This is a genomic window from Ectopseudomonas toyotomiensis (assembly GCF_900115695.1).
Classification (GTDB): Bacteria; Pseudomonadota; Gammaproteobacteria; order Pseudomonadales; family Pseudomonadaceae; genus Aquipseudomonas; species Aquipseudomonas toyotomiensis.
This window is the reverse complement of record NZ_FOXK01000001.1, coordinates 66,761-91,406: the sequence shown is the minus strand read 5'-3', so window position 1 is coordinate 91,406 and position 24,646 is coordinate 66,761. Positions and strand designations below refer to the sequence as shown.

Here is a 24,646-nt window from a genome sequence, read left to right as displayed (position 1 = left end):
TCTTGATGGCAAGATAAATCGAGGGCGATATGCAAGACCGCGCACAATTGGCTGCCGAACAGTGGCTTCGACAGCGGCCAGATCTGGATGGTTTTTCCATGGCGGTGATCGGCCGCCTGGGCGAGCTCAGCCAGGTGATCACGCGTGATCACCTGTTGCCATTCTTCACCGAGCACGGCTTGCAGGCCGGGGAGTTCGACCTGCTTGCGACCTTGCGCCGCTCGGGTGAGCCCTATGCACTGATGCCCACGGCGCTGTACGAGAGCGCGATGATTTCCTCGGGCGGCATGACCAGCCGCATCGACCGCCTGGAGAAGGCCGGGTTGATCGAACGGCGCAAACACCCCAGTGACCGCCGTGGCGTGCTGGTGGCACTGACCCCGGCCGGCTTCGAATTGATCGACGGCATTCTCGAAGCCCATGTGGCCAACCTGCAGCATGTGCTCTCAGGATTGACCGCCGCCGAGCAGCGGACCTTGCATGAATTGCATGGCAAGTTGTTGGCGGGGCTGGTTCAACAGGGCGCCGAGTGATTGTCGATGACACCCGCGCACCTGCGTGTTAGCGAGTCCGTCGCTAAGGAAGGTGCACCTCCAGTGGTGGACGCTGGAGCGTCGAAAGCTGTGTCCCCACGCAGAGTGGGAACCATCATCCGGGCACAGGGAGGCCGCCGATATCGTTATGAAAAAGAGTGCAATCCTGCTCGGGATGGCTCTGGCATTGACCGCGCTATGGCTGAATTTGGGGTTCTATGAGACCTACTTTGCCGAAGACAATCGTGCTGTGTTCTTCATCAAGAAATACCCGACATTGCAGGTTCGGTTCGAGAACATCTTCCTGTCGGATCAGGATGACAAACCCTTGGAGCGCCTCAGCGATGAAGAGCGAAGCGTGGTGATCGATACTGCAAATACCGGCTAGGTATCGAGACTGAGCTGAAGACGCAGGATGAGTTGGATGCTTGCAAGGAGAAGTAAGCAGGTGGGCTGGGTTGCGCGTGGCGATACCCGGATTGCTGGGTCGACGGATTTTGCTGTCGATGACTCCCGCGCTCCAGCGTGGCCGTTATCAAGCGGTCTTTCTTCCGGCAACTACCTATCGCCTGCCTCTTGATCAGCTCACATCCGGTGATGTTCCAGCAAAAAATCCACAAACACCCGTACCCGCGCCGGCATCGCCGAGCCGCCGACGAACACCGCATGAATCGGTTCCCGATCTCCGGGGTTGAAGGCTTGCAGCAGCGGCACCAGATCGCCGCGTTGCAGGTCTTCAGCCACGCTGAATTCGCCGATGCGGGCGATGCCGGCGCCGACCCGGGCGAACTGCGCCAGCGCCTCGCCGCTGCTGCATTCGATATTGCCGCAAACCTTCAGTGAAAACGCCTGGCCGTCGCGGGTAAAAGGCCAGTTGGGTTCGGCGCGGCGGAAGTTGAAGCGCAGGCAGTTGTGCTGCAACAGGTCTTCCGGTCGCTGCGGCGTGCCGTGGCGTTGCAGGTAGTCGGGGGAGGCCACTACTACCTGGCCGGTTTCGCCGATCTTGCGGGCGGTCAGCGGGCTGTCCGGCAGGTGGCCGAAACGCACGGCCACGTCAGCCTGGCCACCAAGGATGTCGACCACCTCGTCGCCCAGGCTGAGGTCGACGGTGATGTTCGGGTAGCGCGCGCTGAACGCCGCCACCATCGGCACGATGGTCATCCGGCCATGGCCGAGCGCGGCACTCACGCGCAGGCGACCTTGCGGCACGCCCTGATCGGCGATGGCTTCTTCGACCTCCGCCATATCGGCAAGGATGCGCCGGGCGCCGCGCAGATACGCCTCGCCCTCGGCGGTAAAGGTGATCGCGCGGGTGGTGCGCAGCAGAAGGCGCGTGCCAAGGCGTTGCTCGGTGCGCGCGATGATGCGGCTGACCGCCGAAGGTGTCAGCCCCAGTGCGCGTGCAGCGGCCGACAGGCTGCCTTCCTCCGCCACGGTGGCGAACACCACCATTTCACCTGACCTGCCGTTGAAATCCATTTGTGCTCCGTAAGCAAAGGTGTTTGCCAGAAATGCCATCTACCGCCGTCAAGGTTTGGATCCTAGCATTCGCGGCATAGATGAGGAGACTTCCATGCGTATCAATCCACCCCTTGTTGCACTCTCCATCGGTGCCTTCGGCATCGGCGTTACCGAGTTCGCCCCCATGGGCATGTTGCCGGGCATCGCCAGCGATCTCGGCGTTTCCATTCCGGCTGCCGGCCTGCTGGTTAGCGCCTACGCGCTGGGCGTGCTGCTCGGCGCGCCATTGATGACCCTGACCACCGGCAAGATTCCCCGGCGCTACCTGCTGATCGGGCTGATGGCCATCTTCACCCTGGGCAACCTGATGTCGGCCCTGGCGACTGACTACACCAGCCTGCTGATCGCGCGGGTAGTGACCTCGTTGAACCACGGCGCTTTCTTCGGCGTCGGCTCCATCGTCGCCGCCAGCGTGGTCGCACCGGACAAACGCGCCGGAGCGGTGGCAGCGATGTTCATGGGCCTGACCCTGGCGACCATCGGCGGCGTACCGCTGGCAGCCTGGTTCGGTGAGGTACTCGGTTGGCGCACGGCGTTCTGGGGCATCACCGGCCTGGGCGTGTTGGCCATGCTCGCGCTGTGGTTCGCCTTGCCCAACGTGCCGCTACCGAAAAGCGACGGCGTGCTGGCTGAGATCCGCGTGCTGGGTCGTGGCCCGGTGCTGGCAGCCTTGGCCCTGACCGTGATCGGTTCCAGCGCGATGTTCACCGTATTCACCTACATCGCGCCGATCCTCAGCAGCGAGACCCACGCGTCCACCGCCTTCATCACCGCCATGCTGGTGCTGTACGGCATCGGCCTGACGCTGGGCAACGTGTGGGGCGGCAAGGCGGCGGATCGCTCCGTCGACCGCACCCTGATCGTCTCGCTCAGTGCGCTGATCCTGGTCTTGCTGGCCTTCACCGTGCTGATGCGCTGGCCACTGCCGGCAGCCGTGGCCATCCTGATCTGGGGCATCGCCAGCTTCGCCATCGTGCCGCCGCTGCAAATGCGCGTGATGAAAGCCGCCAAGGCCGCGCCCAACCTGGCCTCGGCGGTGAATATCGGCGCCTTTAATCTGGGTAACGCGATTGGCGCAGCACTGGGCGGTGCGGTGATCAAGGCGGGGTTGGGCTACCCGGCGATCTCGCTGGCCGGTGCGGCGATGGCCGGGCTGGGGCTGCTGATGGTACTGGGGTTTGCCTGGCGTTCCAGGGCGGTGGCGGCTGCAGTGGTATGTCGGTGATCTGGGGTGAGGCTGCTAGGGTGTAGGGCGTACCGGGACGCCGGCCGCTCGGAAGCAGTACGCCAAGGGAGTTTCGCTGGAGCGTCGTGCTGCCAGGCTTGGTATGGACTGGCGGACTGTTCGCTGGCGCTCCTGAATCCGCCCTACGCGCTAGAGACTTGAGATGATTATTTGATATATTTATCTGTATGGATATACAGTTCTTGCTATGGTATCGCTATGACACTATGGAAGACCATCCAGAGAAGGATCTCCAAATGTTTGTCCTCAAGCACGCCATCATCCACAGCTTCACCAAAGAAGCTCACACCGACGTGATTGGTAAGGTCGTCAAAAAAGACATCGTTCTAGATACTGAGAACCGGGCGCTAATCGCGTTGGCGCAAGGCATTAATGGTCTGATTGGCACCACTGGCAATAGCGTTGTTTACGGCCAGTTTTCCAATGACGAGCGACAAGGGCCTTTCCCTGCTGCCTTTGATGCGTACACCGACAACCTGTCTGACACTACAGCATTTCTTTCGCTCTCACATCTTGTGATGGATCAACTGGTTGAGCAGGCAGCAAAGCGCGTGCTGTCGACCGGTGGCCATATCCTGTGTGCTCTATATGAGTCCCAAGGTTCCCAGTTCTTCCTGGTCGCCAGCATGAAGCAGAGGGGAGGTATCCAGCTCGATGAGAACTATGTACCCAAAGAGATTCAGGAAATTGATCTGAATAAGGTCCAGCAGGCTGCCCGTATCAACGTTAATGACTTTGCATACATCACGCACCAGCTTGCTCAGGAAGAGGCTGAAATTGAGGATGACGCGGAGGCTAAAGAAGCCCTGGAAGAGCGTATTGATACGACTTACCTGTGCTTCGTAAGCCGCGGGAGAGACAGCCAAGCGTCTGACTATTTCATCTACGCGCTTGGGTGTGTGAAAGGCGTTGCATCTGGCAGGGCTACGAAAGGAGCAATCGATGCTGTAGTCGCGTTCTTCCAGTCCAAGCCAGCGCTAAAGGGGTTTAGCTACAAAGCTAAAGAGGCGGTAATTAAGTACCTCGAAAAACAGCTGGAAGATAAAAAGCCAGCGCGACTGGATGGTGTTTGCCTCGCGGCTATAAAAAATGTGCCCGAGGATCTCGCTGAGCATATTGAAGAGATTAAGGATTTTCTTAATGATGAGAAATATAAGGTTCCGGTAGAGTTCTCTGTTAACGCAAAAGGTCTTAAAGAGAAGACTCGAATTAAATCTGAGGCTGCAAGTTGGTCCATTCAATTCGAGCGCGGCGCCTTAGGCAAGGAGGAAGTTGCGGACGTATTTTATGATGAGGGGGCTAAGAGGTTGGTCTTGAATAATTTGCCTGATTCTCTAATATCTCTGGTTGAAGAAGAGATAGCAAGCAGGGATAAATAATGTTCGCTAAGGTCGTTGATTTATACAGATCAACAGGTCGTAAGCCAGTTGTAGATGGCGCCTTTTCCTATGAGGGAGGGTACGACAAAGGCCTTGCGGATAAGCTTGAAGCTCTGAAAGATTTACCTCAGCACTTTGGCCGTTTTTTGGAAGTGGAGGCTTCGCCTGAAAAAGGGTGCTCATTTACTTTTAAGCTACCATCTAATGAGTATGGTAAGTTCTTTCCAGATATCAAGGCGCTCTTGGCTGGTAGCACCTCTATTAATAAAGGCGTTTTTCCTGAAAACATCTACATAGTAGATCTGGATTGGATGTTTTCAGATGAGAATGCACCTGAGCCGATAGCAAACCTCAAGAAGGTCTGTAGGCTGGTGCATCTGCTCTCGGAGCTGGCGATAGGGGTTGATCGGGAGACGAATCGGGCCTTTTTCAATCTGTTTTTCGCCTTACCTCAAGATGGAGTGAAGCCTCCGCGCACGTTCCTGATTGCTACGAAGGTTACTCCTGAAATGGCAGAGGTACGTCTGAAGCATTTAGACCTACTGGAGCAGATTCTCCACCCTAAAAATTCCAGCAAGCCTAACCTGTTTGAGCGCGTGATGATGTTCAGGTTGTCCATAGCTGATGTTTTAGATGCGGCCGGGGACTGTGGTAATCCATTCATGGTTGTAGTTCAAGAGTGGAGTAAAATTCTTTCTCAATACCGAATTAATCTTCAGTCTTATGTTCATGGGTTTTCATTTGAGAAAGTTCGGCAGGAGGTCGCTCGCGCTGAGTTAGAGTATGCGAAGAGCTTAAGCGAAATTCTTGGTGATATTGCAGGTAAGTTACTTGCGTTGCCTGTGTCTGTCGCTGGGATTATATTGGTATACAAGAGCAATGACCCATTGGAAGTGTGGGTGTTGTCAGTTGGGTTGGTGGTTGTTTCGTTCATTCTGCTGTCAACGATTAAGAATCAGAAGCTTCAGGTAAAAAGGCTTCAGCATAGTTTTACCATGGCTTTTGAAGGTTTTGAGTCTAGGATGAATACATACCCTAGAAGAATTCAGGAGTTGCTTGCGGAAACCGCAGCCCAGCTTGATGTGCAAGTAAAATCGTTAAATAATACTTTCGAAATATTGGGCAAGGTGTCATGGTTGCCCGTATGGGGCGTTGCGGTAATTCTTGTAAGCAAGGTAGTACTCTTTTTCAATGGGTGACGGCTATCGCCTGATAGCGTGCACATCGCAAGGCCTCTAGCCTGCTAAAAAGCGTCTGAATAACAGGGGCAGACCGCTATATTGGTTATCAGGAGGCGGCTTTTTGCCGAAAGCCGCCACACCCTTACGCCTTTATTCCGCGCTCTTCCACTGCGTTACAGCCTGCCCGCCATAAGCCGTAATCTGCGACAATCCCGCCTTTGCCCTGATTGCCCCGATCCAGATGACTGACCTCGCCACGCTGCAGAACAACCTCGACCACGTAATGATTGCCGAGCGCCATCGCTTGCGCCGGCAGTTGCATGAGCTGCAGAAGCATCCCGACGAGGCCAAACTGGCGCAGTGGCTGGAGCGTTTTCAGGCGTCCAGCGACAAGGTGGCGGCACGCAGGGCGAGCATCCCGGCGATGCGTTACGACGATGCGCTGCCGATTGCCGCCAAGCGCGACGAAATCAAGGCCGCGCTGGAAAAGAGCCAGGTGGTGGTGATCGCCGGTGAGACCGGTTCGGGCAAGACCACGCAGTTACCGAAGATCTGCCTGGAGCTGGGCCGTGGCGTGCATGGGCTGATCGGCCATACCCAGCCGCGCCGCCTGGCAGCGCGCAGTGTGGCGACTCGGGTAGCGGAAGAGATCGGTACGCCGCTGGGCGAGTTGGTCGGTTATCAGGTGCGTTTCGAGGATCAGAGCAAGGACGGCACGCTGATCAAGCTGATGACCGACGGCATCCTGCTCGCCGAAACCCAGCACGATCGCTTTCTGGAAAAGTACGACACCATCATCGTCGACGAGGCGCACGAACGTAGCCTCAATATCGACTTCCTGCTCGGCTACCTGAAGACCCTGCTGCCGCGTCGCCCGGAGCTGAAGCTGATCATCACGTCGGCGACCATCGATCTGGAGCGGTTCAGCAAGCACTTCAATGACGCGCCGATCATCGAGGTGTCCGGTCGCACCTATCCGGTGGAAACCTGGTATCGCCCGTTGGCGGCGGAGGTGGACGAGGAGGGCGAGCGTCTGCTCGATGACCTGTCCATCGACCAGGGCATTCTTGCCGCGCTGGACGAGATCGCCGAGCACGAGCGCAGCGTGGGCAAGCGCCCCGGCGATGTGCTGGTGTTCCTGCCCGGTGAGCGCGAGATTCGCGAGGCGGCCGAGGTGCTGCGCAAGGCCAACCTGCGTTTTACCGAGGTGCTGCCGCTGTATGCACGGCTGACGCCGGCCGAGCAACAGAAGATTTTCGCGCCCATGGCCGGACGCAAGATCGTGCTGGCCACCAACGTCGCGGAAACCTCGCTGACCGTGCCGGGCATCCGCTACGTGATCGACAGCGGCACGGCGCGTATCAGCCGCTACAGCTACCGCGCCAAGGTGCAGCGCCTGCCCATCGAGCCGGTGTCGCAGGCCAGCGCCAACCAGCGCAAGGGCCGCTGCGGGCGGGTCGAGCCGGGCATCTGCATTCGTTTGTACAGCGAGGAGGATTTTCTCGGCCGCCCGGAATTTACCGACCCGGAGATTCTGCGCACCAACCTGGCGGCGGTGATTCTGCAGATGCTGCACCTGCGCCTGGGCAGTATCGAGGACTTCCCCTTTATCGAGCCGCCAGATGGCAAGGCCATCAGCGATGGCTTCAACCTGTTGCAGGAGCTGTCGGCGGTCAACCGCGAAAGCCAGCTCACGCCCATCGGCCGGCAACTGGCACGCCTGCCCATCGACCCGCGTCTGGGGCGCATGGTGCTGGAAGGTGCCAAGCAGGGCAGTCTGGAGGAAATCCTCATCGTCGCCGCCGCGCTGTCGGTGCAGGACCCGCGCGAGCGACCGATGGATCGCCAGCAGGCCGCCGACCAGGCGCACGCACAGTGGAAGGATGTCGATTCCGACTTCGCCGCGTTGATCAATCTGTGGCGCGGTTTCGAGGAGAAGCGCCAGGAGCTGGGCAGCAACCCGCTGCGCACCTGGTGCAAGAAGAACTTCCTCAACTACATGCGCCTGCGCGAATGGCGCGATGCGCACCGGCAACTGGTGCTGATCGCCCGTGACCTGCAACTGCTGGGCAAGGGCAGCCAGAACCGCTCGGAAGCGCAGGGCGAGCAAACGGCGAACACGCCGCAGCCGACCAAGGACACCCGCGTCAACGCCATCGCTCGTCAGCAGGCCGAGGCTAGCGAGGCGGCGGTGCGGGCGAAGAACTACGCCGCCGTGCACAAGGCAATTCTCGCCGGCCTGCTCAGCCAGATCGGCCAGAAGACCGAGGAGGGTGACTACCTCGGCGCGCGCCAGCGACGTTTCTGGATTCATCCATCGAGCGTGATCGGGCGTAAGAAGCCTAACTGGGTGATGGCCGCCGAGCTGGTGGAAACCACCAAGCTGTTCGCCCGTATGGTGGCGAAGATCGAGCCGGACTGGATCGAGCCACTGGCGGGGCATCTGGTGAAGAAGAACCATCTGGAACCGCACTGGGAGAAGAAGCGCGGCCAGGTGGTGGCGTACGAGCAGGTCACCCTGTACGGCATGATCATCGTCGGTCGTCGCCCGGTGCATTACGGCCCCATCGACCCGCCGGTGGCGCGCGAGATGTTCATTCGCGAGGGCCTGGTGCGCGGCGAGATCAACAGCCGCGTGCGCTGCCTGACCGCCAACCGCCAGTTGCTCGAACGCCTCGACGAGCTGGAGGCCAAGTCGCGCCGCCGCGACATTCTCGCCGACGAGGAAACCCTGTTCGGCTACTACGAGGCGCGCATTCCGCAGGACATCTACCAGGCCGCGAGTTTCGAGAGCTGGTACAAGAAGGGCAGCGCCGCCGACCCGCAACTGCTGATCATGCGCGAGGAAGACGCCCTGGCCCGCGATGCCAAGGAAATCACCGCCGCGCAGTACCCGGACACCTTGCGCATCGGCGAGCTGCAGTTGCCGCTGAGCTATCACTTCGAGCCCAATCACCCGCGTGACGGCGTGACCCTGCGCGTGCCGGCGCCGCTGTTGCCGCAGCTGCAACCCGAGCGCCTGGAGTGGCTGGTGCCAGGCCTGCTGGAAGCCAAGTGTATCGCCCTGGTGCGCGGCCTGCCCAAGGCGCTACGCAAGAACTTCGTGCCGGTGCCGGACTTCGTCGGCGCCGCGCTGGACAAGCTGGTGTTTGGCCAGGGTTCGTTGCCACAGGCCCTCGGTCATGAGCTGCTGCGCATGACGGGCGCGCGGGTATCCGACGAGGCCTGGGCGGAAGCGGCCGAAAGCATCGAAAACCACCTGAAGATGAATATCGAGGTGGTGGATGCGCGCGGCAAGTTCCTCGGTGAAGGCCGCGACCTGGCCGAGCTGACCGCTCGTTTCGCCGAGGCCAGCCAGGCCGCCTTGGCCATCCCGCAGCAGAGCGACAAGCCGAAAGCGGTGGAGGCCAAGGCCTTCGCCGAGGTGGCCGAGAAGGCCCAGCAGAAGATCGCCGGGCTTTCCATGACCGTCTACCCGGCGCTGGTGGAAGAGGGCGGGGTAGTGAAGGAAGGACGCTTCCCGACCCAGGCCGAGGCCGACTTCCAGCACCGCCGAGCGTTGCAACGCCTGCTGCTGCAGCAACTGGCCGAGCAGGCCAAGTTCCTGCGCGGCAAGCTGCCGGGGCTGACCGAGTTGGGCCTGCTGTATCGCGACATCGGCCGTGTCGAGGCGTTGGTCGAGGACATTCTGCTGGCCAGCCTGGATGCCTGCATCCTCGAAGGTGAGGCCACGCTGCCGCGCGACGGTGCGGCCTTGGCGCAACTGGCCGAGCGCAAGCGTGGCGACTGGACGGCGCATGCTGAGCGCATCGCCCGCCTGGTGCTGGAAATCCTCAAGTTGCACCATGGCCTGCAGAAGCGCTTCAAGGGCAAGATCGACCTGGCCCAGGCCATGGCGCTCAACGACATCAAGCAGCAACTGGCCAACCTGGTCTATGCCGGCTTCGTGCGCGAAACGCCGGGCGAGTGGCTCAAGGAGATTCCGCGCTATCTCAAGGCCATCGAACAGCGCCTGGACAAGGTCGGCGCGCAGGTACAGCGCGACCGCGTATGGGCGGGCGAGCTGACCGGCTATTGGGAACAGTACCAGGCGCGTGCTGCCAAACATGCCCAGGAAGGCAAGCGCGACCCGCAGCTCACGCTGTATCGCTGGATGCTGGAGGAATACCGCGTGTCGCTGTTCGCCCAGCAACTGGGCACCAAGATGGCGGTATCGGACAAGCGCCTGAGCAAGCAGTGGACGCTGGTTGAAGGTTGATGATCGGCGCTCGCCCCGGTACTGGGGCGAGCTACCCACTGATGAATGCGGAAACCGAGAAAGATGAGCGCAAGTGAAGAAAACTCTGGGCTGGGGCGCCGTGGCTGCCTGGGCCTGTTCCTGGTCGGCCTGGCCTTTGTCGTACTGATTTTCGCCGGGCTGATCTACATCATGACCCGCCCGCAGGACAGCCAGATCGAAGCCGGCGAGCGCACGGCCATCGAGGCCTGCTGGAAGAGCGCGCAGGCCACCGAGCGCAGTTTCACCGAGGAAAGTTGCCAGGAGATGGAGAAGCAGTTCCTGCGCAAGTTCGGCCATCAGCCATGAACCTACTCAAGCGCCTGAGCTTCAAGCATCTGGTGGTGGGCTTCTGCGTATTGGCGCTGGGCATCGTGGTGCTGATCTGGTGGCTTAGCGGCGCGGCTTATTTGCGGCCCTATGCCGAGCAGACGGTGATCTTCGGTCAGGGTGAGCTGAAGCTGCCGCCTGAACTGGCTGGCCCTGGTCCCATTCGCGTGGTGCACTTCTGGGACCCGGATTGCCCCTGCAACGCGGAAACCGACGCGCACCTGCGCTATCTGATCGGCCTGCATCGCAATGCCGATGTCGAGTTCTACAGCGTGCAGAGGCCGGGCAGCACAGGTGAGATCGCGCCGTTCCTGCGTGGGCGGATGAAGCCCCTGCCGGGGATCGAGGGCATGGAGGCGCTGCCGGCCAGCCCGGCCCTGGCGATCTGGGATCGCGACGGCAACCTGGCTTATGCCGGCCCTTACAGCGAGGGGCTGGTATGCAATTCCAGCAACAGCTTCGTCGAGCCGGTGCTCGATGCGCTGACCCAGGGGCGCCATGTGTCGCTGGCCAGTGGGTTGGCGGTGGGGTGTTATTGCGCCTGGAAGTAGTAGGGGAGGCCGGTTGTCGGGTTGGGAGCAGGGTAGGGTTGCCTGTGCCTGTGGGAGGGGCTTTAGCCGCGATGCTTGTCGCGGCTGAAGTGGAATGCCGCCCAGCTCATCCCACAAAAGCCCCCGAGTCGGCCGCAATTGCGTAGCCCGGATGCAACCGGGGCATGCATCGAATCTGTATGCGGGTTTGGTATAGCTATCGCGGCTTCAGCCGCGATGCGTTTTGGCCGCGCTCAATTGCCCCGGATTGCATCCGGGCTACAACACCAGCCGTCCTCGCCTCTACTTGACCCCGCTCTGCACTCAGCCTTTCGCGAGGCTCACTCTCCTCGCCTACGCGTTCGAAAACCTCGAAATCTCCTAAATGTCAAGGCAGGTCGTGCGGTCAGCTAGAGGCATCTTTCCTTTCCATGATTCCTGTCAATTTGCTGACAAACAGCTCTAAATCGGGACTGTGATCATTTGTCGCACCCCTGTGCTTCTTTGCTGGCTTCTTGCTGCAAAGTGTTTCAAATCTTTGCGTAAATGTTTCGAAACATGTCACAGGGCTGCTGTAAGTTCACTCATAAGTAGGCCGCTAACGAATTGTATGAGGCCCTTTTAGCCGGCAACATCCGCGCTTCCCACGGTTTACCGCTTCGCTTGCACGGATGCTCAAGCTCTGAGTTCTCGCTGCCGGCCTTTTACTCGATGGGCCGCACGGCAACTGAAGCCGATTGTGGGGCTCACTCAGTTGAAGGTCGTGACATGAAAGAAGAGAAATACCATCGTTGTGTGCGCTGGCTGGTGATGGCGATTGCCTTCTCGGCGCTCGGTGGATGTGACTGGGCACTGTTCAACTCGAAAGGGCAGATCGGTGTCGAGCAGGGCAATCTGATCCTGATCTCCATCGGACTCATGCTGATCGTGGTGGTACCCGTGATCATCATGACCTTCCTGTTTGGCTGGCGTTATCGCGAGTCGAACGAGAAGGCCACCTACATGCCCGACTGGGCACATTCGCACAAGATCGAACTGGTCGTCTGGGGTGTTCCGCTGATCATCGTCGCGGTTCTGGCGGTCATCATCTGGCAAACCTCGCATTCGCTCGACCCCTATCGTCCGATCGAATCGGACAAGCCGGCGCTGAACATCGAAGTCGTCTCGCTCGACTGGAAATGGCTGTTCATCTATCCGGATCAAGGCGTGGCCGTGGTCAATGAGCTGGTGATTCCAGAGAAGACCCCGGTGACCTTCCACATCACCTCCGACACGGTGATGAACGCGCTGTCGATCCCGCAGCTCGGCGGGATGATCTACGCCATGGGCGGCCAGCGCACCCAGCTCAACCTGATCGCCAACGAGCAGGGTGAGTTCTTCGGCCAGTCCGGCAACTTCAGCGGCGAAGGCTTCTCGGCCATGCGCTTCACCACTCACTCGGTCAGCGACGAAGGCTTCGCGCAGTGGCTCGACAAGGTCAAGCAAGCGCCCGAGGTCATGGACTTCGCCGCCTTCAAGCAGGTGGGCGAGCCCGGCGAGATGGTCAACCACCGCTATCCGATCTACCCGATCCGTTACTTCGGCCAGGTCGAACCGAACCTGTTCAACAAGGTAATCGGCCAGTACGTGACCCTGAAAGATTCCCACAGCACGGCCATGCACGAAGCAGCGGAGGTGCAGGAGTGAATATGTTTGGAAAACTGACTCTGGACGCGATTCCGTACCACGAGCCCATCATCATGATCACCCTGGCCGTCGTGGCGCTGGGTGGTCTGGGGCTGTTCGCGGCGGTGACCTACTTCAAGAAGTGGGGCTACCTGTGGAGCGAGTGGCTCACCTCGGTGGACCACAAGAAAATCGGTGTGATGTACATCCTCGTCGCGCTGGTCATGCTGGTGCGTGGCTTCGCCGACGCCATCATGATGCGTACCCATCTGGCGATGGCCCACGGTGACGGCCAGGGCTACCTGCCGCCCGAGCACTACGACCAGATCTTCACCGCGCACGGCATCATCATGCTGATCTTCGTGGCCATGCCCTTGGTCACCGGCCTGATGAACATCGTCGTGCCGCTGCAGATCGGCGCGCGTGACGTGGCCTTCCCCTACCTGAACTCGCTGAGTTTCTGGCTGTTCGTCGGCGGCGCGCTGCTGATCAACCTGTCGCTGGGCCTGGGCGAGTTCGCCAAGACCGGCTGGGTGGCTTATCCGCCGTTATCGGGGATCAAGTTCAGTCCGGGCGTGGGGATGGACTACTACATCTGGAGCATGCAGCTATCGGGCTTGGGCACGACCCTGACGGGGGTCAACTTCATCGCCACCATCCTCAAGATGCGTGCACCGGGCATGAGCCTGATGAAGATGCCGATCTTCACCTGGACCATTCTCGTCACCTGCGTGCTGATCTGCGGCGCCTTCCCTCCGCTGACCGCGACCCTGGCGATGCTGTCGCTGGACCGCTACCTGGATTTCCACTTCTTCACCAATGAACTGGGCGGTAACCCGATGATGTACGCCAACCTGTTCTGGATCTGGGGGCACCCGGAGGTGTACATCCTGATCCTGCCGGCGTTTGGTGTGTTCTCCGAAGTGGTCGCGACCTTTTCGCGCAAGACCCTGTTCGGCTATGCCTCGATGGTCTGGGCGACCGCGGCCATCGGCGTGCTGTCGTTCGTGGTGTGGCTGCACCACTTCTTCACCATGGGCTCGGGGGCCAGCGTCAACGCCTTCTTCGGCATCATGACCTCGATCATCGCGATCCCGACCGGGGTGAAAATCTTCACCTGGCTGTTCACCATCTTCCGTGGCCGTCTGCAACTCAACGCCATGACCTGGATGACCCTGGGCTTTCTGGTGACCTTCTCCATCGGCGGTATGACTGGCGTGTTGATGGCGGTGCCGGCAGCGGACTTCGTGCTGCACAACAGCCTGTTTTTGATCGCCCACTTCCACAACGTGATCATCGGCGGTGCGGTGTTCGGCTACCTGGCCGGCATCATCTACTGGTTCCCGAAAGCCTTCGGCTTCAAGTTGCTCGACCGCTTCGGCCGCTACTCCTTCTGGTGCTGGCTGATCGGCTTCTACTTCGCCTTCATGCCGCTGTACGTGCTGGGCTTCATGGGCATGACCCGCCGCCTCAACCACTTCGACAACCCGGCCTGGGTGCCGTGGGTGCAGGTGGCCGTGGTCGGCGCAGTGCTGATCGGTATCGGCATCGTCTTCACCGTGGTGCAGTTCGTCACCAGCTACATCAAGCGCAAGGAAAACGTCGACGTGAGCGGCGACCCCTGGGACGGCCGCACTCTGGAATGGGCGACGTCCTCGCCGCCACCGTTCTACAACTTCGCGGTCATCCCGACGGCGGACAAGATCGACGCCTTCTATGAGGCGAAGAAGAACGGTGTCGAGCTGATGCCTGCGCCGGAGCACTACGAGCCGATCCATATGCCGAAGAACACCGGCAATGGCCTGATCGTTTCGGCGTTCGTCATCGCCTTCGGCTTCGCCATGATCTGGCACATATGGTGGCTCGCCATCGTTGGTCTGGTCGGCGCCGTGGTCAGCTTCATCGTGCGTTCCTACGACGAAGACATCGACTACTACGTGCAGCCCGAAGAGATCGCGCGGATCGAGCAGGCGCACCAGCAAACCAAAGCCAACGCAGTCGTACAGGCCTAACCATGACCGCTTACGAACCCCATTTTCCACATGACGCTCATGGCCACGGCCATGAGCACCACCACGACACCAGTGGCATCAAGCTGTTCGGCTTCTGGGTCTACCTGATGACCGACCTGCTGATCTTCGCCACGGTGTTCGCCACCTTCGCGGTACTCAGCAACTCCTTCGCCGGTGGCCCCACCGCCAAGGAAATGCTCGGTGGCGGCCTGCACCTGGTGCTGGTGGAAACCTTCGCGCTGCTGTTTTCCAGTATCACCTACGGCATGGCCATGCTGGCCACCTACCGTGGCGACAAGGGCGCGGTGCTGCGCTGGTTGGGTGTCACCTTCCTGTTCGGTGCGGCCTTCATCAGCATCGAGCTGTACGAGTTCCGCCACCTGATCCATGAAGGCGCCGGGCCGCAGGTCAGTGCCTACTGGTCGGCGTTCTTCACCCTGGTCGGCACCCACGGCCTGCACGTCAGTGCCGGCTTGCTGTGGATGCTGGTGCTGATGTTCCAGGTTGGCAGCCGTGGCCTGACCGACACCAACAAGACCCGCGTGGGCCTGCTCAGCCTGTTCTGGCACTTCCTCGACGTGGTGTGGATCTGCGTGTTTACCGTCGTCTACCTGATGGGGGTGCTGTAAATGGCTCATCAAGACAATCACGCCGCCCACGCCATGGGCTTCAAGGACTACCTGACCGGTTTCATCCTGTCGGTGATCCTCACCGTGATCCCTTTCATGCTGGTCATGCATCCTGAAGTGCTGGGCCTGAGCCGTGGCGCGACCCTGATCACCGTGGTGCTCTTCGGCCTGGCGCAGGTGCTCGTCCACCTCGTGTACTTCCTGCACATGAAGACCGACGCAGAAGGCCGCTGGAACGTCGTTTCGATGATCTTCACCGTGCTGATCATCGCGTTCGTGGTCGGCCTGTCGGTCTGGATCATGTGGAGCATGCACTATCACATGATGATCAACTGATGCTGGCGCTCCTGAAGCAGTACCTCAACCTCGCCAAGCCGGGCATCGTCTTCGGCAATCTGATTTCCGTCACGGGCGGTTTCTTCCTGGCTTCGCGTGGCGATATCGATCTGGCGCTGTACTTCGCGACAGCGCTGGGGGTTTCGCTGGTGATCGCCTCAGGCTGCGTGTTCAACAACTATATCGACAGGGACATCGACCAGAAGATGGAGCGCACCCGTAACCGGGTGTTGGCGCAGGGGCTGGTTTCACCTGCGCACGCCATCGTCTATGCCTGCGTGCTCGGTGTAGCGGGGGTGGCGTTGCTCTACGCCGCCACCAATACCCTGGCCGTGATGCTGGTGCTGATGGGCTTCGTGGTCTACGTCGGCCTCTACAGCCTGTGGCTCAAGCGCGGCTCGGTGTACGGCACCCTGGTCGGCAGCCTGTCTGGGGCGGCTCCGCCCGTGGTCGGCTACTGTGCGGTGAGCAACGAATTCGACGCTGGCGCCGCCATCCTGTTGTTGATCTTCAGCCTGTGGCAGATGCCGCATTCCTATGCCATCGCCATCTTCCGTTTCAATGACTACCAGGCCGCGAACATCCCGGTGCTGCCCGTCATCAAGGGGATCTCGGCTGCCAAGCGGCAGATCGTGCTGTACATCGCTGCCTTCGTGGTCGCGACCCTGATGCTGACGCTCAGCGGCTACGCCGGCTACAGCTACTTCGTGGTCGCCGCGCTGAGCGGTGCCTACTGGCTGTGGATGGGCGTGTCGGGCTACAAGGCCGTCGATGATCGCGTGTGGGCGCGCAAGCTGTTCACCTTCTCCATCATCAGTATCACCATGCTCAGCGTGATGATGTCGGTGGATTTCATCTCCTCGCCCGAGCAGGTATTGGTGACTTCCATCAATCACCTGTGCAGCCAGTTCGCCGGCAGCGCGCAGGGTATCTGCGCGGTGGTCGCCGGTATCTGACCGGTCTTGTGGGAGGGTTTCAGCCGCGATTGTCGCCGCTGAAGCGCCTCCCACGGCTGCCACGCTTCATTGTCTGTAGGAGCCCCGCCCCGGGGCGAAGCTTTGCCGACACCTGCCAGTCTGTCGCTACTGAAGCCCGATCTACCCTACGCAATCACCTGCAACTTTGGCCAGGTGGCCAGCCAGTTCTTGTCATGCAGGCGCTGTTGGTAGATCTGACTCTTCTCGTTCTGAAAGCGCCCGGCCGGGCGCACGATAAGGCCGAACAGATCCTCCAGGCCGAGCGGCGCGGCGACTTCCAGCCTGTCTTGTTCATCGAGCCTTATGGCCACCGCCGTCGCGGTCTCTGGCCAGTGCCGCATCGCTTCGGTAGCCGAGGCATAAGGTGCATCGCCATTGCGCAGATGCATGCGTGCCTGATTCTTCACCGACCACTGCAGCGATTCGTCCCTATGGCGCAGCACCGTCTCCAGTTCAGCGTCGCGAGCAGGGGTGGTTTGGCTGCGGTCGAACCAGATCACGTCGATATCTTCAGGTAGCGGGGATGGCGTGCGTTGGTGCAGGTCATCCCAGACTGCGCTGCGCACGAAACCGGCGGCCACCCAGCAATCGGGCAGGTCGAGCTCGCGCACCTGTTGCAGGATGCGCAAGCGCTGTGGGTCCTTGGCAATGAGGGTCTGGAGTTGAGCAGCGAGATTCATGTGCGCAGCCTATCAGCGGTGCCCGTTGCTTGCCTGCTCAGTTCATCCAGCGCTTCTGGCCTGCTTCCAGATCACGCAGCCTGCTGAATCGCATGGCACCGATACTGACCTTGAGGACCAACCCAGTGGTGGTCGGGCGTCGCTTTGCACTAAAGTCCCCGAGCCGGTCGCCGGGACGGATTTTCCCGGCCAGAGATTTTCGAGGGAGGCGCTTGATGCGTTTACCGCGCATGCGCAACGTGATGGCCTGGACGCTGGTGGTGGTGCTGTTGATCGTGGTGGTCTTGCTCGGCATACGCATTGCCGGGCTATCGTCGTTGCCCGCACTGGAGCCCTGGCACCGCCTGGTGCCGCAGGAGCTGGAGGTCAGCGAGCTGGACGCTGCCGACTGGCAAGCCTATCTGGCCGCCGAGGCGGCCTTGTTCGAGCGCCTGCAGAGTGAGTTGATCGAGCCGGTCACGGCCTCCGGCACGGCGCCATACAGCCGCTACGCCAGCGACAGCCCGGTCTACCCCGGCAATCTGCCGCGCGACTGGAATCGCTCCTTCACTCTGCAGCCGCCAGGTCCGGCGCGGGGCGTGGTGGTGTTGCTGCATGGCCTGACCGACTCGCCGTACAGCCTGCGCCATATCGCTCAACACCTGAGCGAACAGGGGCTGTTAGCGGTGGTGCCGCGTATGCCTGGCCATGGCACGGTGCCGGCGGCGCTCACTGCTGCGCACTGGGAGCAATGGCTGGCCGCTACCCGCCTGGCCGTTCGCGAGGCGCGGCGCCAGGTACCGGACGAGCCGCTGTATCTGATCGGCTATTCCAATGGCGGTGCGCTGGCGCTGCGCTACAGCCTCGCCGCGCTGGAGGACGAGCAGCTGGCCATGCCGCAACGCCTGGTGCTGATTTCGCCGATGATCGGTGTCACCAGCTACGCGCGTTACGCCGGGCTGGCGGCCCTGCCGGCGTTGCTGCCAGCCTTCGCCAAGTCGGCCTGGATGAACGTGCTGCCGGAGTTCAATCCGTTCAAGTACAACTCTTTTCCAGTGCATGCGGCGCGGCAGACCTATGAGCTGACCAGCGAGGTGCAGTCTGCCTTCGATGCCGCCGAAGCCGATGGCCGTCTGTCACGATTGCCACCGGTGCTGGCCTTTCAGTCGCTGGCCGACAGTACCGTGAGTACACCGGCCGTGGTGCGCCATTTGTTCGAGCGTTTACCGGCCAATGGCAGCGAACTGGTGATCTTCGACATCAATCGCTCGCAGGCGGCCAGCTCGCTGCTGCGGGCGGACATGAGTGGCTTGCTCGAGACCTTGCTGCCACCGGCCCAGCGTGACTACGACCTGACGGTGGTGGGCGTTGCACAGGGCGGTGGTCGTCAGGTCGAGGCGCGGCGAATCACCGCCGGCGAGCGTGAGGCGCGGGTGAAGCCATTGAACGTCGAATACCCGAGCCAGCTGTTTTCGCTGTCACACGTTGCACTGCCGTTTCCCACGGACGATCCGCTGTATGGCAGCGAACCGACCTCAGAGGAGTTCTACGGCGTAGCCCTTGGCACGCTGGCGCCGCGTGGTGAGCACGGCGTGCTGGTGGTGGGGCTCGATAGTTTGCAGCGTATGACGTCCAATCCCTTCTACGCCTATTTGCGCGAGCGCATCGACGAAGACCTGTAGGTGGCTCGGTGCGCACGGCGTCCGACCGTAGGGTGCACCGTGCGCACCGAGTGGTTTGAGGGGTTACAACCGGAAACGCCCCACCAGCCCATCGAGCTGCGTCGATAGCGCCTGCAGGTCGCTGCTGGCCTGGTTGAGCTGGTCGGCGATATGGGTGGTGCCGACGGTCAGCTCGTTGATGTCGACGATGTTGCGGTTGATGTCTTCCACCACGCTGGACTGTTCCTCGGTGGCGGTGGCGACCTGGATGTTCTGGTCGCTGATCTGGCCGATATGGCTGTTGATCTGCTCCAGTGCCGCCGACGCCTTGCTCGCATATTCCACCACCAGCGTGCTCTGCCGTTGGCCCTTGGCCATGGCCTCAACGGCCGAGCGTGATTCGTTCTGCAGGCGGTCGATGACCTGCTGGATTTCCTCGGTGGAGGCGCCGGAGCGGCTGGCCAGGGTGCGCACCTCGTCGGCCACGACGGCGAAGCCGCGGCCTTGCTCGCCAGCACGCGCCGCCTCGATGGCAGCGTTGAGGGCGAGCAGGTTGGTCTGCTCGGAAATGCTGCGGATGGTGTTGAGCGTGGTGCTGATGGCGTCGGTCTGGGCGGCCAGTGCCTCGATCACCTTGGCGGCTTGCTCCAGTTCGCCGTTGAGGGCATCGACCTGGCGATGCGCCTGGCTGACCACGGCGCTGCCGTCGCTGGCATGCTGGGTCGCCTCACGGGCGACTGCTGCGGCGTTCTCGGCGTTGCGCGCGATCTCGTTGACCGTCGAGCCCAGTTCGTTGATGGCGGTGGCCACCTGCACCGTGCGGTCGCTTTGCGCCGTGCAGTTGCTCTGGGTCAGGCGCGCGCGCTCGGCCACATCGCGGGCCATGCCCGAGAGCTGGCGCGAGTTGTCGGCGAGCTGGCGCATGGCGCCGTGCACCTTGTCGATGAACTGGTTGAAACTGCGGGCGATCTCGCTCAGCTCGTCCTGGCCGTGCAGTTCGATGCGGGTGTCCAGGGCCAGGTTGTCGGCCGCCTGGCCCAGGCTGCTCTGCAACACCGCCACACGGCGACGTAGCTGCACCACGATCAGCCAGGAAATGATGATCGACACCAGCAGGCCGGTGGCGATGATGGCGATCTGGCGGGTCAGGCCATCGTCATAGCTTTGCGCGCTGTGCAGGTTCTGCTGCTCAGCCTGTTGCAGCAGGGCATCGAGCAGGTCGTTGGCGCCCTGGCGCATCACGCCGTAGGTCTTGGCGTACTGGTCGCGGTAGATCTGCTGGGCCTTGGCCATGTCGCCGGCGTCGAAGGCGGCGAGCATCGGGTTCAGTTCATTGCTGACCATGGCCTCGAACTGATCAAGCAGTTGCTGCGCCTGGACCTTGCGCTCCGGGTTGACCTGGGCCGCCACGGCCTGGCGCATCGCTTCGCGCATGCCGGGCACATCTTCGTTGCGGGCATCCTGCACGCGCGATTTCACGCCGCGTTCGTCGCGTAGCGGAGTTTCCTGCAGCAGCATCATGTCGAGCCCGACGCGCATACGCGGGATGCGCGAGGCGACCTCGGCCATGGCGCGCATCGGCGCAGCCGTATTGAGATAGAGCACCTGCGTGTCCCGATGCATGCTCGACATGCTGCTCAGGCTGGTCAGCGCCACCAGCAGCAGGGCGATGCAGGGAATCGCCACCGCGATGATCAGGCGGGTTTTCAAAGAGAGGGCGTCGAGACGCATGGGCAGACTCCATTTCGAGATAGGGCGCAGGGCGACGCTCAGCCTATCGGGCCGATGTTGCCGCTTTTGTATCGGCAGCGATGGCCAGGTGCATGAGGGCAAAGACGAGCGCTTTGACGAAAAGCAGTAGGCCGGCACAGCTGTCGGCGCAGAAGGGGTGATGGCCGCCGGCAAGGTCGGCCATCAGGGTTCAGGCTTGCAGCAACGCATCCAGTTCGCCGCCACGTTCCAGTGCGGCGAGGTCATCGAAGCCGCCGACATGATGCTCGCCAATGAATATCTGCGGCACGCTGCGGCGCTTGCTGCGTTGCAGCATTTTCGCCAGCCGCTGTGGCGAACTGCCCACGTCGATTTCCTCGAAGGCCACGCCCTTGCGCGTCAGCAGCGCCTTGGCGTTGATGCAGTAAGGGCAGTATGCGGTGGTGTAGAGGGTGACGGCTTGCATGGTGTACCTCCGGCGTCATCAGACGGCTACTGGTGGAAAGTCGACAACGGTTTCGGCCAGGTTGTTGAGGTAATTGGTCAGCGTCATCAAGGCGACGTTGGCCACCACTTCGACGATAGCGGCCTCACTCAGCCCGTCATCGCGCGCGGCTTGTAGCTGCGCATCGCTGAGGCGGCCGCGGCTGTCGATGATCTGCCGGGTCAGGCGCGCCACGGCATCGAACTCGCCATCGCGGGCGCTGCGAATGTCCGCTGCGCTCAGGCCAGCCTTGCCGGCGAACAAGGTGTGCGCGGCCAGGCAGTACTCGCAGCCGTTGACCTGTGAGCTCGCCAGCGCCACCACTTCGCGCGCCTTGGCGTTCAGTGTGCCCTTGCCGAGGGCCTGGGACAGCGCCAGGTAGCCGCTCAGCGCGGCCGGGGCATTGGCCAGGGTGGCAAAGGTATTGGGGATGAAACCGAGGCCCTTGCGGACGCCTTCCAGTTGCGTCTGGGCGCTGGCAGCGGTTTGTTCGAATGGCAGTGCGGTGATGCGAGTCATGGTGATTCTCCAGTCTTGGGTGGGGAGCTTGTCGTTCAAGCCTGGAGCCATGTTAGGTAATCGATATGGCTTTTCGGAGTCAGATCGTCGATCTTATGCGACAGATCGTCCAATAGTGAGAGATGACCATGGATCGCCTTTCCAGCCTGCTGCATCACTTCAACCTGCACGCCAGCACCTTCCACCGGGGTGGTTTTTGCGGCACCAGCAGCCATGGCGAGCATGAGCCGCACGGCTACATCCACCTGCTGCGTGCCGGGCGCATGAGCTTTCGCGAGGGCGATGGCCGCGAACTGCGTCTGGACGAGCCGAGCCTGATTCTGGTGGCCAGGCCGCGCCTGCACCAGATGACAGCCAGCGAGGCTGACGGTGCCGAACTGGTCTGCGCGACGCTGGCCTTCGACGGCGGCATCGACAATCCGCTGTCGCGTTCACTGCCGGGTGCCATCGTCAAACCGCTGCGCGAGTTGCCGAGCCTGAGCGGTTGCCTGGACTGGCTATTCGCCGAGGCGGCGGGGGAGGATTGCGGGCGCGAACTGGTGCTCAATCGCCTGTTCGAGCTGATGGTGATCCAGCTGCTGCGTCATCTGATGAACAGCCGCGAACTGGCCTCGGGGATGATGGCGGGTCTGGCCGAACCACGCCTGGCGCGGGCGCTCAATCAGTTGCACGAGAAACCGCAGCATGGCTGGTCGGTGGCCGAGCTGGCGGCGCTGGCCGGCATGTCGCGCGCCAGTTTCGCCGCGCATTTTCACGATGTGGTCGGTGCTACACCGGCTGATTATCTGGTGGGCTGGCGCGTCAGCCTGGCGCAGAAGCGTCTGCGCGAGGGCCGGCCCATGGCGCTGATCGCCGACGAGGTCGGCTATGAAAGCCCCTCGGCCCTGGCCCGCGCATTTCGCCGCAAGGTGGGGGCGAGTCCCAGCGAGTGGTTGCGTCAGGTCGCTCAATAGGCGAAATGGGCGATGGCTTGCCTGACCTTGTCCAGCGCGTCTTCCAGTTGCGCCAGGGTGACCGAGCCAAGAGCCAGGCGCAGCGCATGGGGCACCTGTTCCGAGGTGCTGAACGGCTCAGCGGTGGAGACCGCCACCTGCTCGTGCAGCAGGCGCGCCACGACCTGATCGGCGCGCACCTCGGCCGGTAACGGCAGCCAGAGGAAGTAGCCGGCCTCATGCCCGATCGGTTGCAGGCCGGCCAGTACGCGCCGCGCCAGTGCTTGCCGGCAGCGGGCGTCCTCGCGCTTCTGCGCTTGCAGGCGGGCCAGTGTGCCGTCTTCGATCCAGGCGCAGACCAGCGCCGTCATGATGCCCGGGGTGTTCCAGGTGCTGGCGCGGATGCTGCGCTCCAGTGCTGCGACCCAGACGGCAGGCGCAGTCAGGTAGCCAACCCGCAAGCCGGTGGCGATGTTCTTCGAAAAGCCAGATACATGCACCGTGCGTTCGGGCGCCAGGGCGGCCAGTGGCGCGGGTGCCGAGCTGGCCAGGAAGGCGTAGGCGGCATCCTCGATGATCAGCAGATCGTGCTCGCGGGCGATGTCGATCAGGCGCTCGCGCTGTCGCTGATCGAGTACCCAGCCCAGCGGGTTGTGCAGGGTCGGCATGCTGTAGATCGCCCGTACCCGGCGCGTTCTGCACAGCGTCGCCAGGGCATCGAAATCGGGGCCGCTGGCGTCGCAGGGTACTGCCAGCAATTCCACGCCGCGCGCGGCGGCGGCTGCCTTGAAACCGGGGTAGGTGAGGGCGTCGACCGCGACCACGTCACCGGGCTTGAGCAAAGTCTGCAGGGTCAGCGCCAGTCCATGTTGGGCGCCGTTGACGATCAGCACCTGTTGCGCCGTGACCGGGATTCCCTGATCCGTCAGGTGTCTGGCCAGCAATGCCCGCTCATGGGGGCGCCCGGCATGCGGCTGGTAGCGCAGCAGCGCCTCCAGGTCACCGGACAATGCCAGTTGACGCAGGGCCTGGCGCAGCAGGTCGGCCTGCCCCGGCAGCGTGGGGTAGTTGAAGTTGAGGTCGAGCATGCCGCGCTCGGTCGCCGGCTGGTCGATACCGTGGCCAGGCGCCAGGCTGGTCTCGCGCACGAAGGTGCCGCGTCCGGTTTCGCCACTGACCAGGCCCATGGCGTGCAGCTCCGTGTAGACCCGTGATGCGGTGACCAGGGCGATGCCGTGCTGCGCGGCCAGTTCGCGATGCGTGGGCAGGCGTGTGCCGGGCGCGAGCGCGCCACAGCGGATGTCGGCGGCCAACTGATCGACCAGTTGCTTGTAGCGCGCGCGAGGCATGGGTTGTATCCATGACAATTATTTGATTGTCATGATCATTGCCCCGAAGCTGCGTGGCAACCCGTTTCATGACAGGAGCTGCCATGCACATCGCCATTCTGACCTTCGAGGGTTTCAACGAGCTCGACTCGCTGATCGCTTACGCCATTCTCAACCGCATTCGCCGGCCCGACTGGCGCGTCAGCATCGCCAGCCCAGCTGCGCGCGTGACATCCATGAACGGGTTGGTGATCGATAGTCAGATCGATCTGCAGCAGGCCTGCGCGGCCGATGCGGTGATCGTCGGCAGTGGCATGCGCACCCGTGAGGTGGTGGCGGATGAAGCGCTGATGGCGCAACTGCGCCTCGACCCGGCGCGCCAACTGCTGGCGGCGCAGTGTTCCGGCACGCTGCTACTGGCTCGGCTCGGCTTGCTCCACGGCGTCGCCGCCTGCACCGATCTGACCAGCAAACCCTGGGTGGAGGCAGCGGGCGTGGCAGTGCTCGATCAGCCACTGTTCGCCCATGGCAATGTCGCCACGGCGGGTGGCTGCCTGGCGTCGACCTATCTCGCTGCCTGGGTCATCGCCCGTCAGGTTGGCCTCGACGAGGCGCGCCAGGTGCTGCACTACGTGGCGCCGGTGGGTGAGAAGGTGCAGTACCTGGCGAGGGCGATGGCGGCGATCGGTCCTTATCTTCAAGGCCGTACAGAGGCGTGACGGGTTCATGCATCGCGGC

At 61.9% G+C, this 24,646-nt stretch carries 22 protein-coding genes; 16 read left to right on the top strand and 6 right to left on the bottom strand.

Annotated features, from left to right (window positions below; genetic code table 11):
* Window positions 1-29: 29 nt before the first annotated feature.
* The gene (locus tag BM186_RS00470) at window positions 30-533 is read left to right on the top strand and encodes a MarR family winged helix-turn-helix transcriptional regulator (protein ID WP_072422573.1); all 504 of its coding nucleotides are present in this window, start codon (window positions 30-32) and stop codon (window positions 531-533) included.
* A gap of 148 nt (window positions 534-681) precedes the next feature.
* Window positions 682-921 (top strand): hypothetical protein, encoded by a 240-nt coding sequence (locus BM186_RS00465; protein ID WP_338153411.1) that lies wholly within the window; start codon window positions 682-684, stop codon window positions 919-921.
* Window positions 922-1,118: 197 nt separating this feature from the next.
* On the opposite strand, the gene BM186_RS00460 is transcribed toward BM186_RS00465, so the two are convergent.
* Window positions 1,119-2,012, bottom strand: coding sequence for a LysR family transcriptional regulator (locus BM186_RS00460; RefSeq protein WP_074912971.1), 894 nt, complete (start codon window positions 2,010-2,012; stop codon window positions 1,119-1,121).
* 94 nt (window positions 2,013-2,106) lie between these two features.
* Here BM186_RS00460 and BM186_RS00455 point away from each other — a divergent pair, with 94 nt between their 5' ends.
* The 11 genes from BM186_RS00455 to cyoE all read left to right on the top strand — a co-directional run bounded on the left by BM186_RS00455 (window position 2,107) and on the right by cyoE (window position 16,594).
* Complete coding sequence (locus BM186_RS00455) at window positions 2,107-3,279, top strand: MFS transporter (RefSeq protein WP_074912969.1); 1,173 nt, start codon at window positions 2,107-2,109, stop codon at window positions 3,277-3,279.
* Between the two features lie 257 nt (window positions 3,280-3,536).
* Window positions 3,537-4,679: a nucleoid-associated protein gene (locus BM186_RS00450; RefSeq protein ID WP_074913512.1), complete on the top strand. Its 1,143-nt coding sequence runs from the start codon at window positions 3,537-3,539 to the stop codon at window positions 4,677-4,679.
* On the top strand, window positions 4,679-5,878 hold the full coding sequence (locus BM186_RS00445) for a hypothetical protein (RefSeq protein WP_074912967.1): 1,200 nt from the start codon (window positions 4,679-4,681) through the stop codon (window positions 5,876-5,878). The genes BM186_RS00450 and BM186_RS00445 overlap by 1 nt, the downstream gene beginning before the upstream one ends.
* 223 nt (window positions 5,879-6,101) lie before the next feature.
* The gene (hrpA, locus tag BM186_RS00440; protein WP_074912965.1) at window positions 6,102-10,118 is read left to right on the top strand and encodes an ATP-dependent RNA helicase HrpA; all 4,017 of its coding nucleotides are present in this window, start codon (window positions 6,102-6,104) and stop codon (window positions 10,116-10,118) included.
* Between the two features lie 63 nt (window positions 10,119-10,181).
* Window positions 10,182-10,445, top strand: a complete 264-nt coding sequence (locus BM186_RS00435) for a hypothetical protein (protein ID WP_074912963.1) — start codon at window positions 10,182-10,184, stop codon at window positions 10,443-10,445.
* A complete protein-coding gene (locus tag BM186_RS00430; RefSeq protein WP_074912961.1) occupies window positions 10,442-11,017 on the top strand; it encodes a DUF6436 domain-containing protein in 576 nt (191 codons plus the stop codon). Before BM186_RS00435 ends, BM186_RS00430 begins: the two co-directional genes overlap by 4 nt.
* 747 nt (window positions 11,018-11,764) lie before the next feature.
* On the top strand, window positions 11,765-12,682 hold the full coding sequence (cyoA, locus tag BM186_RS00425) for a ubiquinol oxidase subunit II (protein ID WP_074912959.1): 918 nt from the start codon (window positions 11,765-11,767) through the stop codon (window positions 12,680-12,682).
* A gap of 2 nt (window positions 12,683-12,684) precedes the next feature.
* Window positions 12,685-14,673: a cytochrome o ubiquinol oxidase subunit I gene (cyoB, locus tag BM186_RS00420; RefSeq protein ID WP_074912957.1), complete on the top strand. Its 1,989-nt coding sequence runs from the start codon at window positions 12,685-12,687 to the stop codon at window positions 14,671-14,673.
* A gap of 2 nt (window positions 14,674-14,675) precedes the next feature.
* Complete coding sequence (gene cyoC / locus BM186_RS00415; protein WP_074912955.1) at window positions 14,676-15,302, top strand: cytochrome o ubiquinol oxidase subunit III; 627 nt, start codon at window positions 14,676-14,678, stop codon at window positions 15,300-15,302.
* On the top strand, window positions 15,303-15,638 hold the full coding sequence (gene cyoD / locus BM186_RS00410; RefSeq protein WP_024307481.1) for a cytochrome o ubiquinol oxidase subunit IV: 336 nt from the start codon (window positions 15,303-15,305) through the stop codon (window positions 15,636-15,638). It abuts the gene before it with no gap.
* Window positions 15,638-16,594, top strand: a complete 957-nt coding sequence (gene cyoE / locus BM186_RS00405) for a heme o synthase (protein ID WP_072426018.1) — start codon at window positions 15,638-15,640, stop codon at window positions 16,592-16,594. The genes cyoD and cyoE overlap by 1 nt, the downstream gene beginning before the upstream one ends.
* 146 nt (window positions 16,595-16,740) lie before the next feature.
* Here cyoE and BM186_RS00400 read toward each other — a convergent pair whose 3' ends face one another.
* Window positions 16,741-17,295: a nucleotidyltransferase family protein gene (locus BM186_RS00400; RefSeq protein WP_074912953.1), complete on the bottom strand. Its 555-nt coding sequence runs from the start codon at window positions 17,293-17,295 to the stop codon at window positions 16,741-16,743.
* 215 nt (window positions 17,296-17,510) lie between these two features.
* Here BM186_RS00400 and BM186_RS00395 point away from each other — a divergent pair, with 215 nt between their 5' ends.
* Window positions 17,511-18,956 carry an alpha/beta hydrolase gene (locus tag BM186_RS00395; protein ID WP_074912951.1) on the top strand — a complete coding sequence of 482 codons (1,446 nt, stop codon included), beginning with the start codon at window positions 17,511-17,513 and terminating at the stop codon, window positions 18,954-18,956.
* 63 nt (window positions 18,957-19,019) lie between these two features.
* Here BM186_RS00395 and BM186_RS00390 read toward each other — a convergent pair whose 3' ends face one another.
* The 3 genes from BM186_RS00390 to BM186_RS00380 all read right to left on the bottom strand — a co-directional run bounded on the left by BM186_RS00390 (window position 19,020) and on the right by BM186_RS00380 (window position 21,648).
* The gene (locus BM186_RS00390) at window positions 19,020-20,666 is read right to left on the bottom strand and encodes a methyl-accepting chemotaxis protein (RefSeq protein WP_074912950.1); all 1,647 of its coding nucleotides are present in this window, start codon (window positions 20,664-20,666) and stop codon (window positions 19,020-19,022) included.
* Between the two features lie 190 nt (window positions 20,667-20,856).
* Window positions 20,857-21,111 (bottom strand): glutaredoxin 3, encoded by a 255-nt coding sequence (gene grxC / locus BM186_RS00385; protein ID WP_074912948.1) that lies wholly within the window; start codon window positions 21,109-21,111, stop codon window positions 20,857-20,859.
* 18 nt (window positions 21,112-21,129) lie between these two features.
* Window positions 21,130-21,648 (bottom strand): carboxymuconolactone decarboxylase family protein, encoded by a 519-nt coding sequence (locus tag BM186_RS00380; RefSeq protein WP_074912946.1) that lies wholly within the window; start codon window positions 21,646-21,648, stop codon window positions 21,130-21,132.
* Window positions 21,649-21,770: 122 nt separating this feature from the next.
* On the opposite strand from BM186_RS00380, the gene BM186_RS00375 reads away from it, so the two are divergent.
* Window positions 21,771-22,601: an AraC family transcriptional regulator gene (locus BM186_RS00375; protein WP_072426012.1), complete on the top strand. Its 831-nt coding sequence runs from the start codon at window positions 21,771-21,773 to the stop codon at window positions 22,599-22,601.
* Here the strand turns inward: BM186_RS00375 and BM186_RS00370 are convergent.
* Window positions 22,595-23,929 carry an aminotransferase-like domain-containing protein gene (locus BM186_RS00370; RefSeq protein WP_074912944.1) on the bottom strand — a complete coding sequence of 445 codons (1,335 nt, stop codon included), beginning with the start codon at window positions 23,927-23,929 and terminating at the stop codon, window positions 22,595-22,597. The two genes, BM186_RS00375 and BM186_RS00370, sit on opposite strands and share 7 nt — an antisense overlap.
* Window positions 23,930-24,012: 83 nt before the next feature.
* Between BM186_RS00370 and BM186_RS00365 the strand changes: the two genes are divergently transcribed.
* Window positions 24,013-24,627 (top strand): DJ-1/PfpI family protein, encoded by a 615-nt coding sequence (locus tag BM186_RS00365; RefSeq protein ID WP_074912942.1) that lies wholly within the window; start codon window positions 24,013-24,015, stop codon window positions 24,625-24,627.
* Window positions 24,628-24,646: the final 19 nt, after the last annotated feature.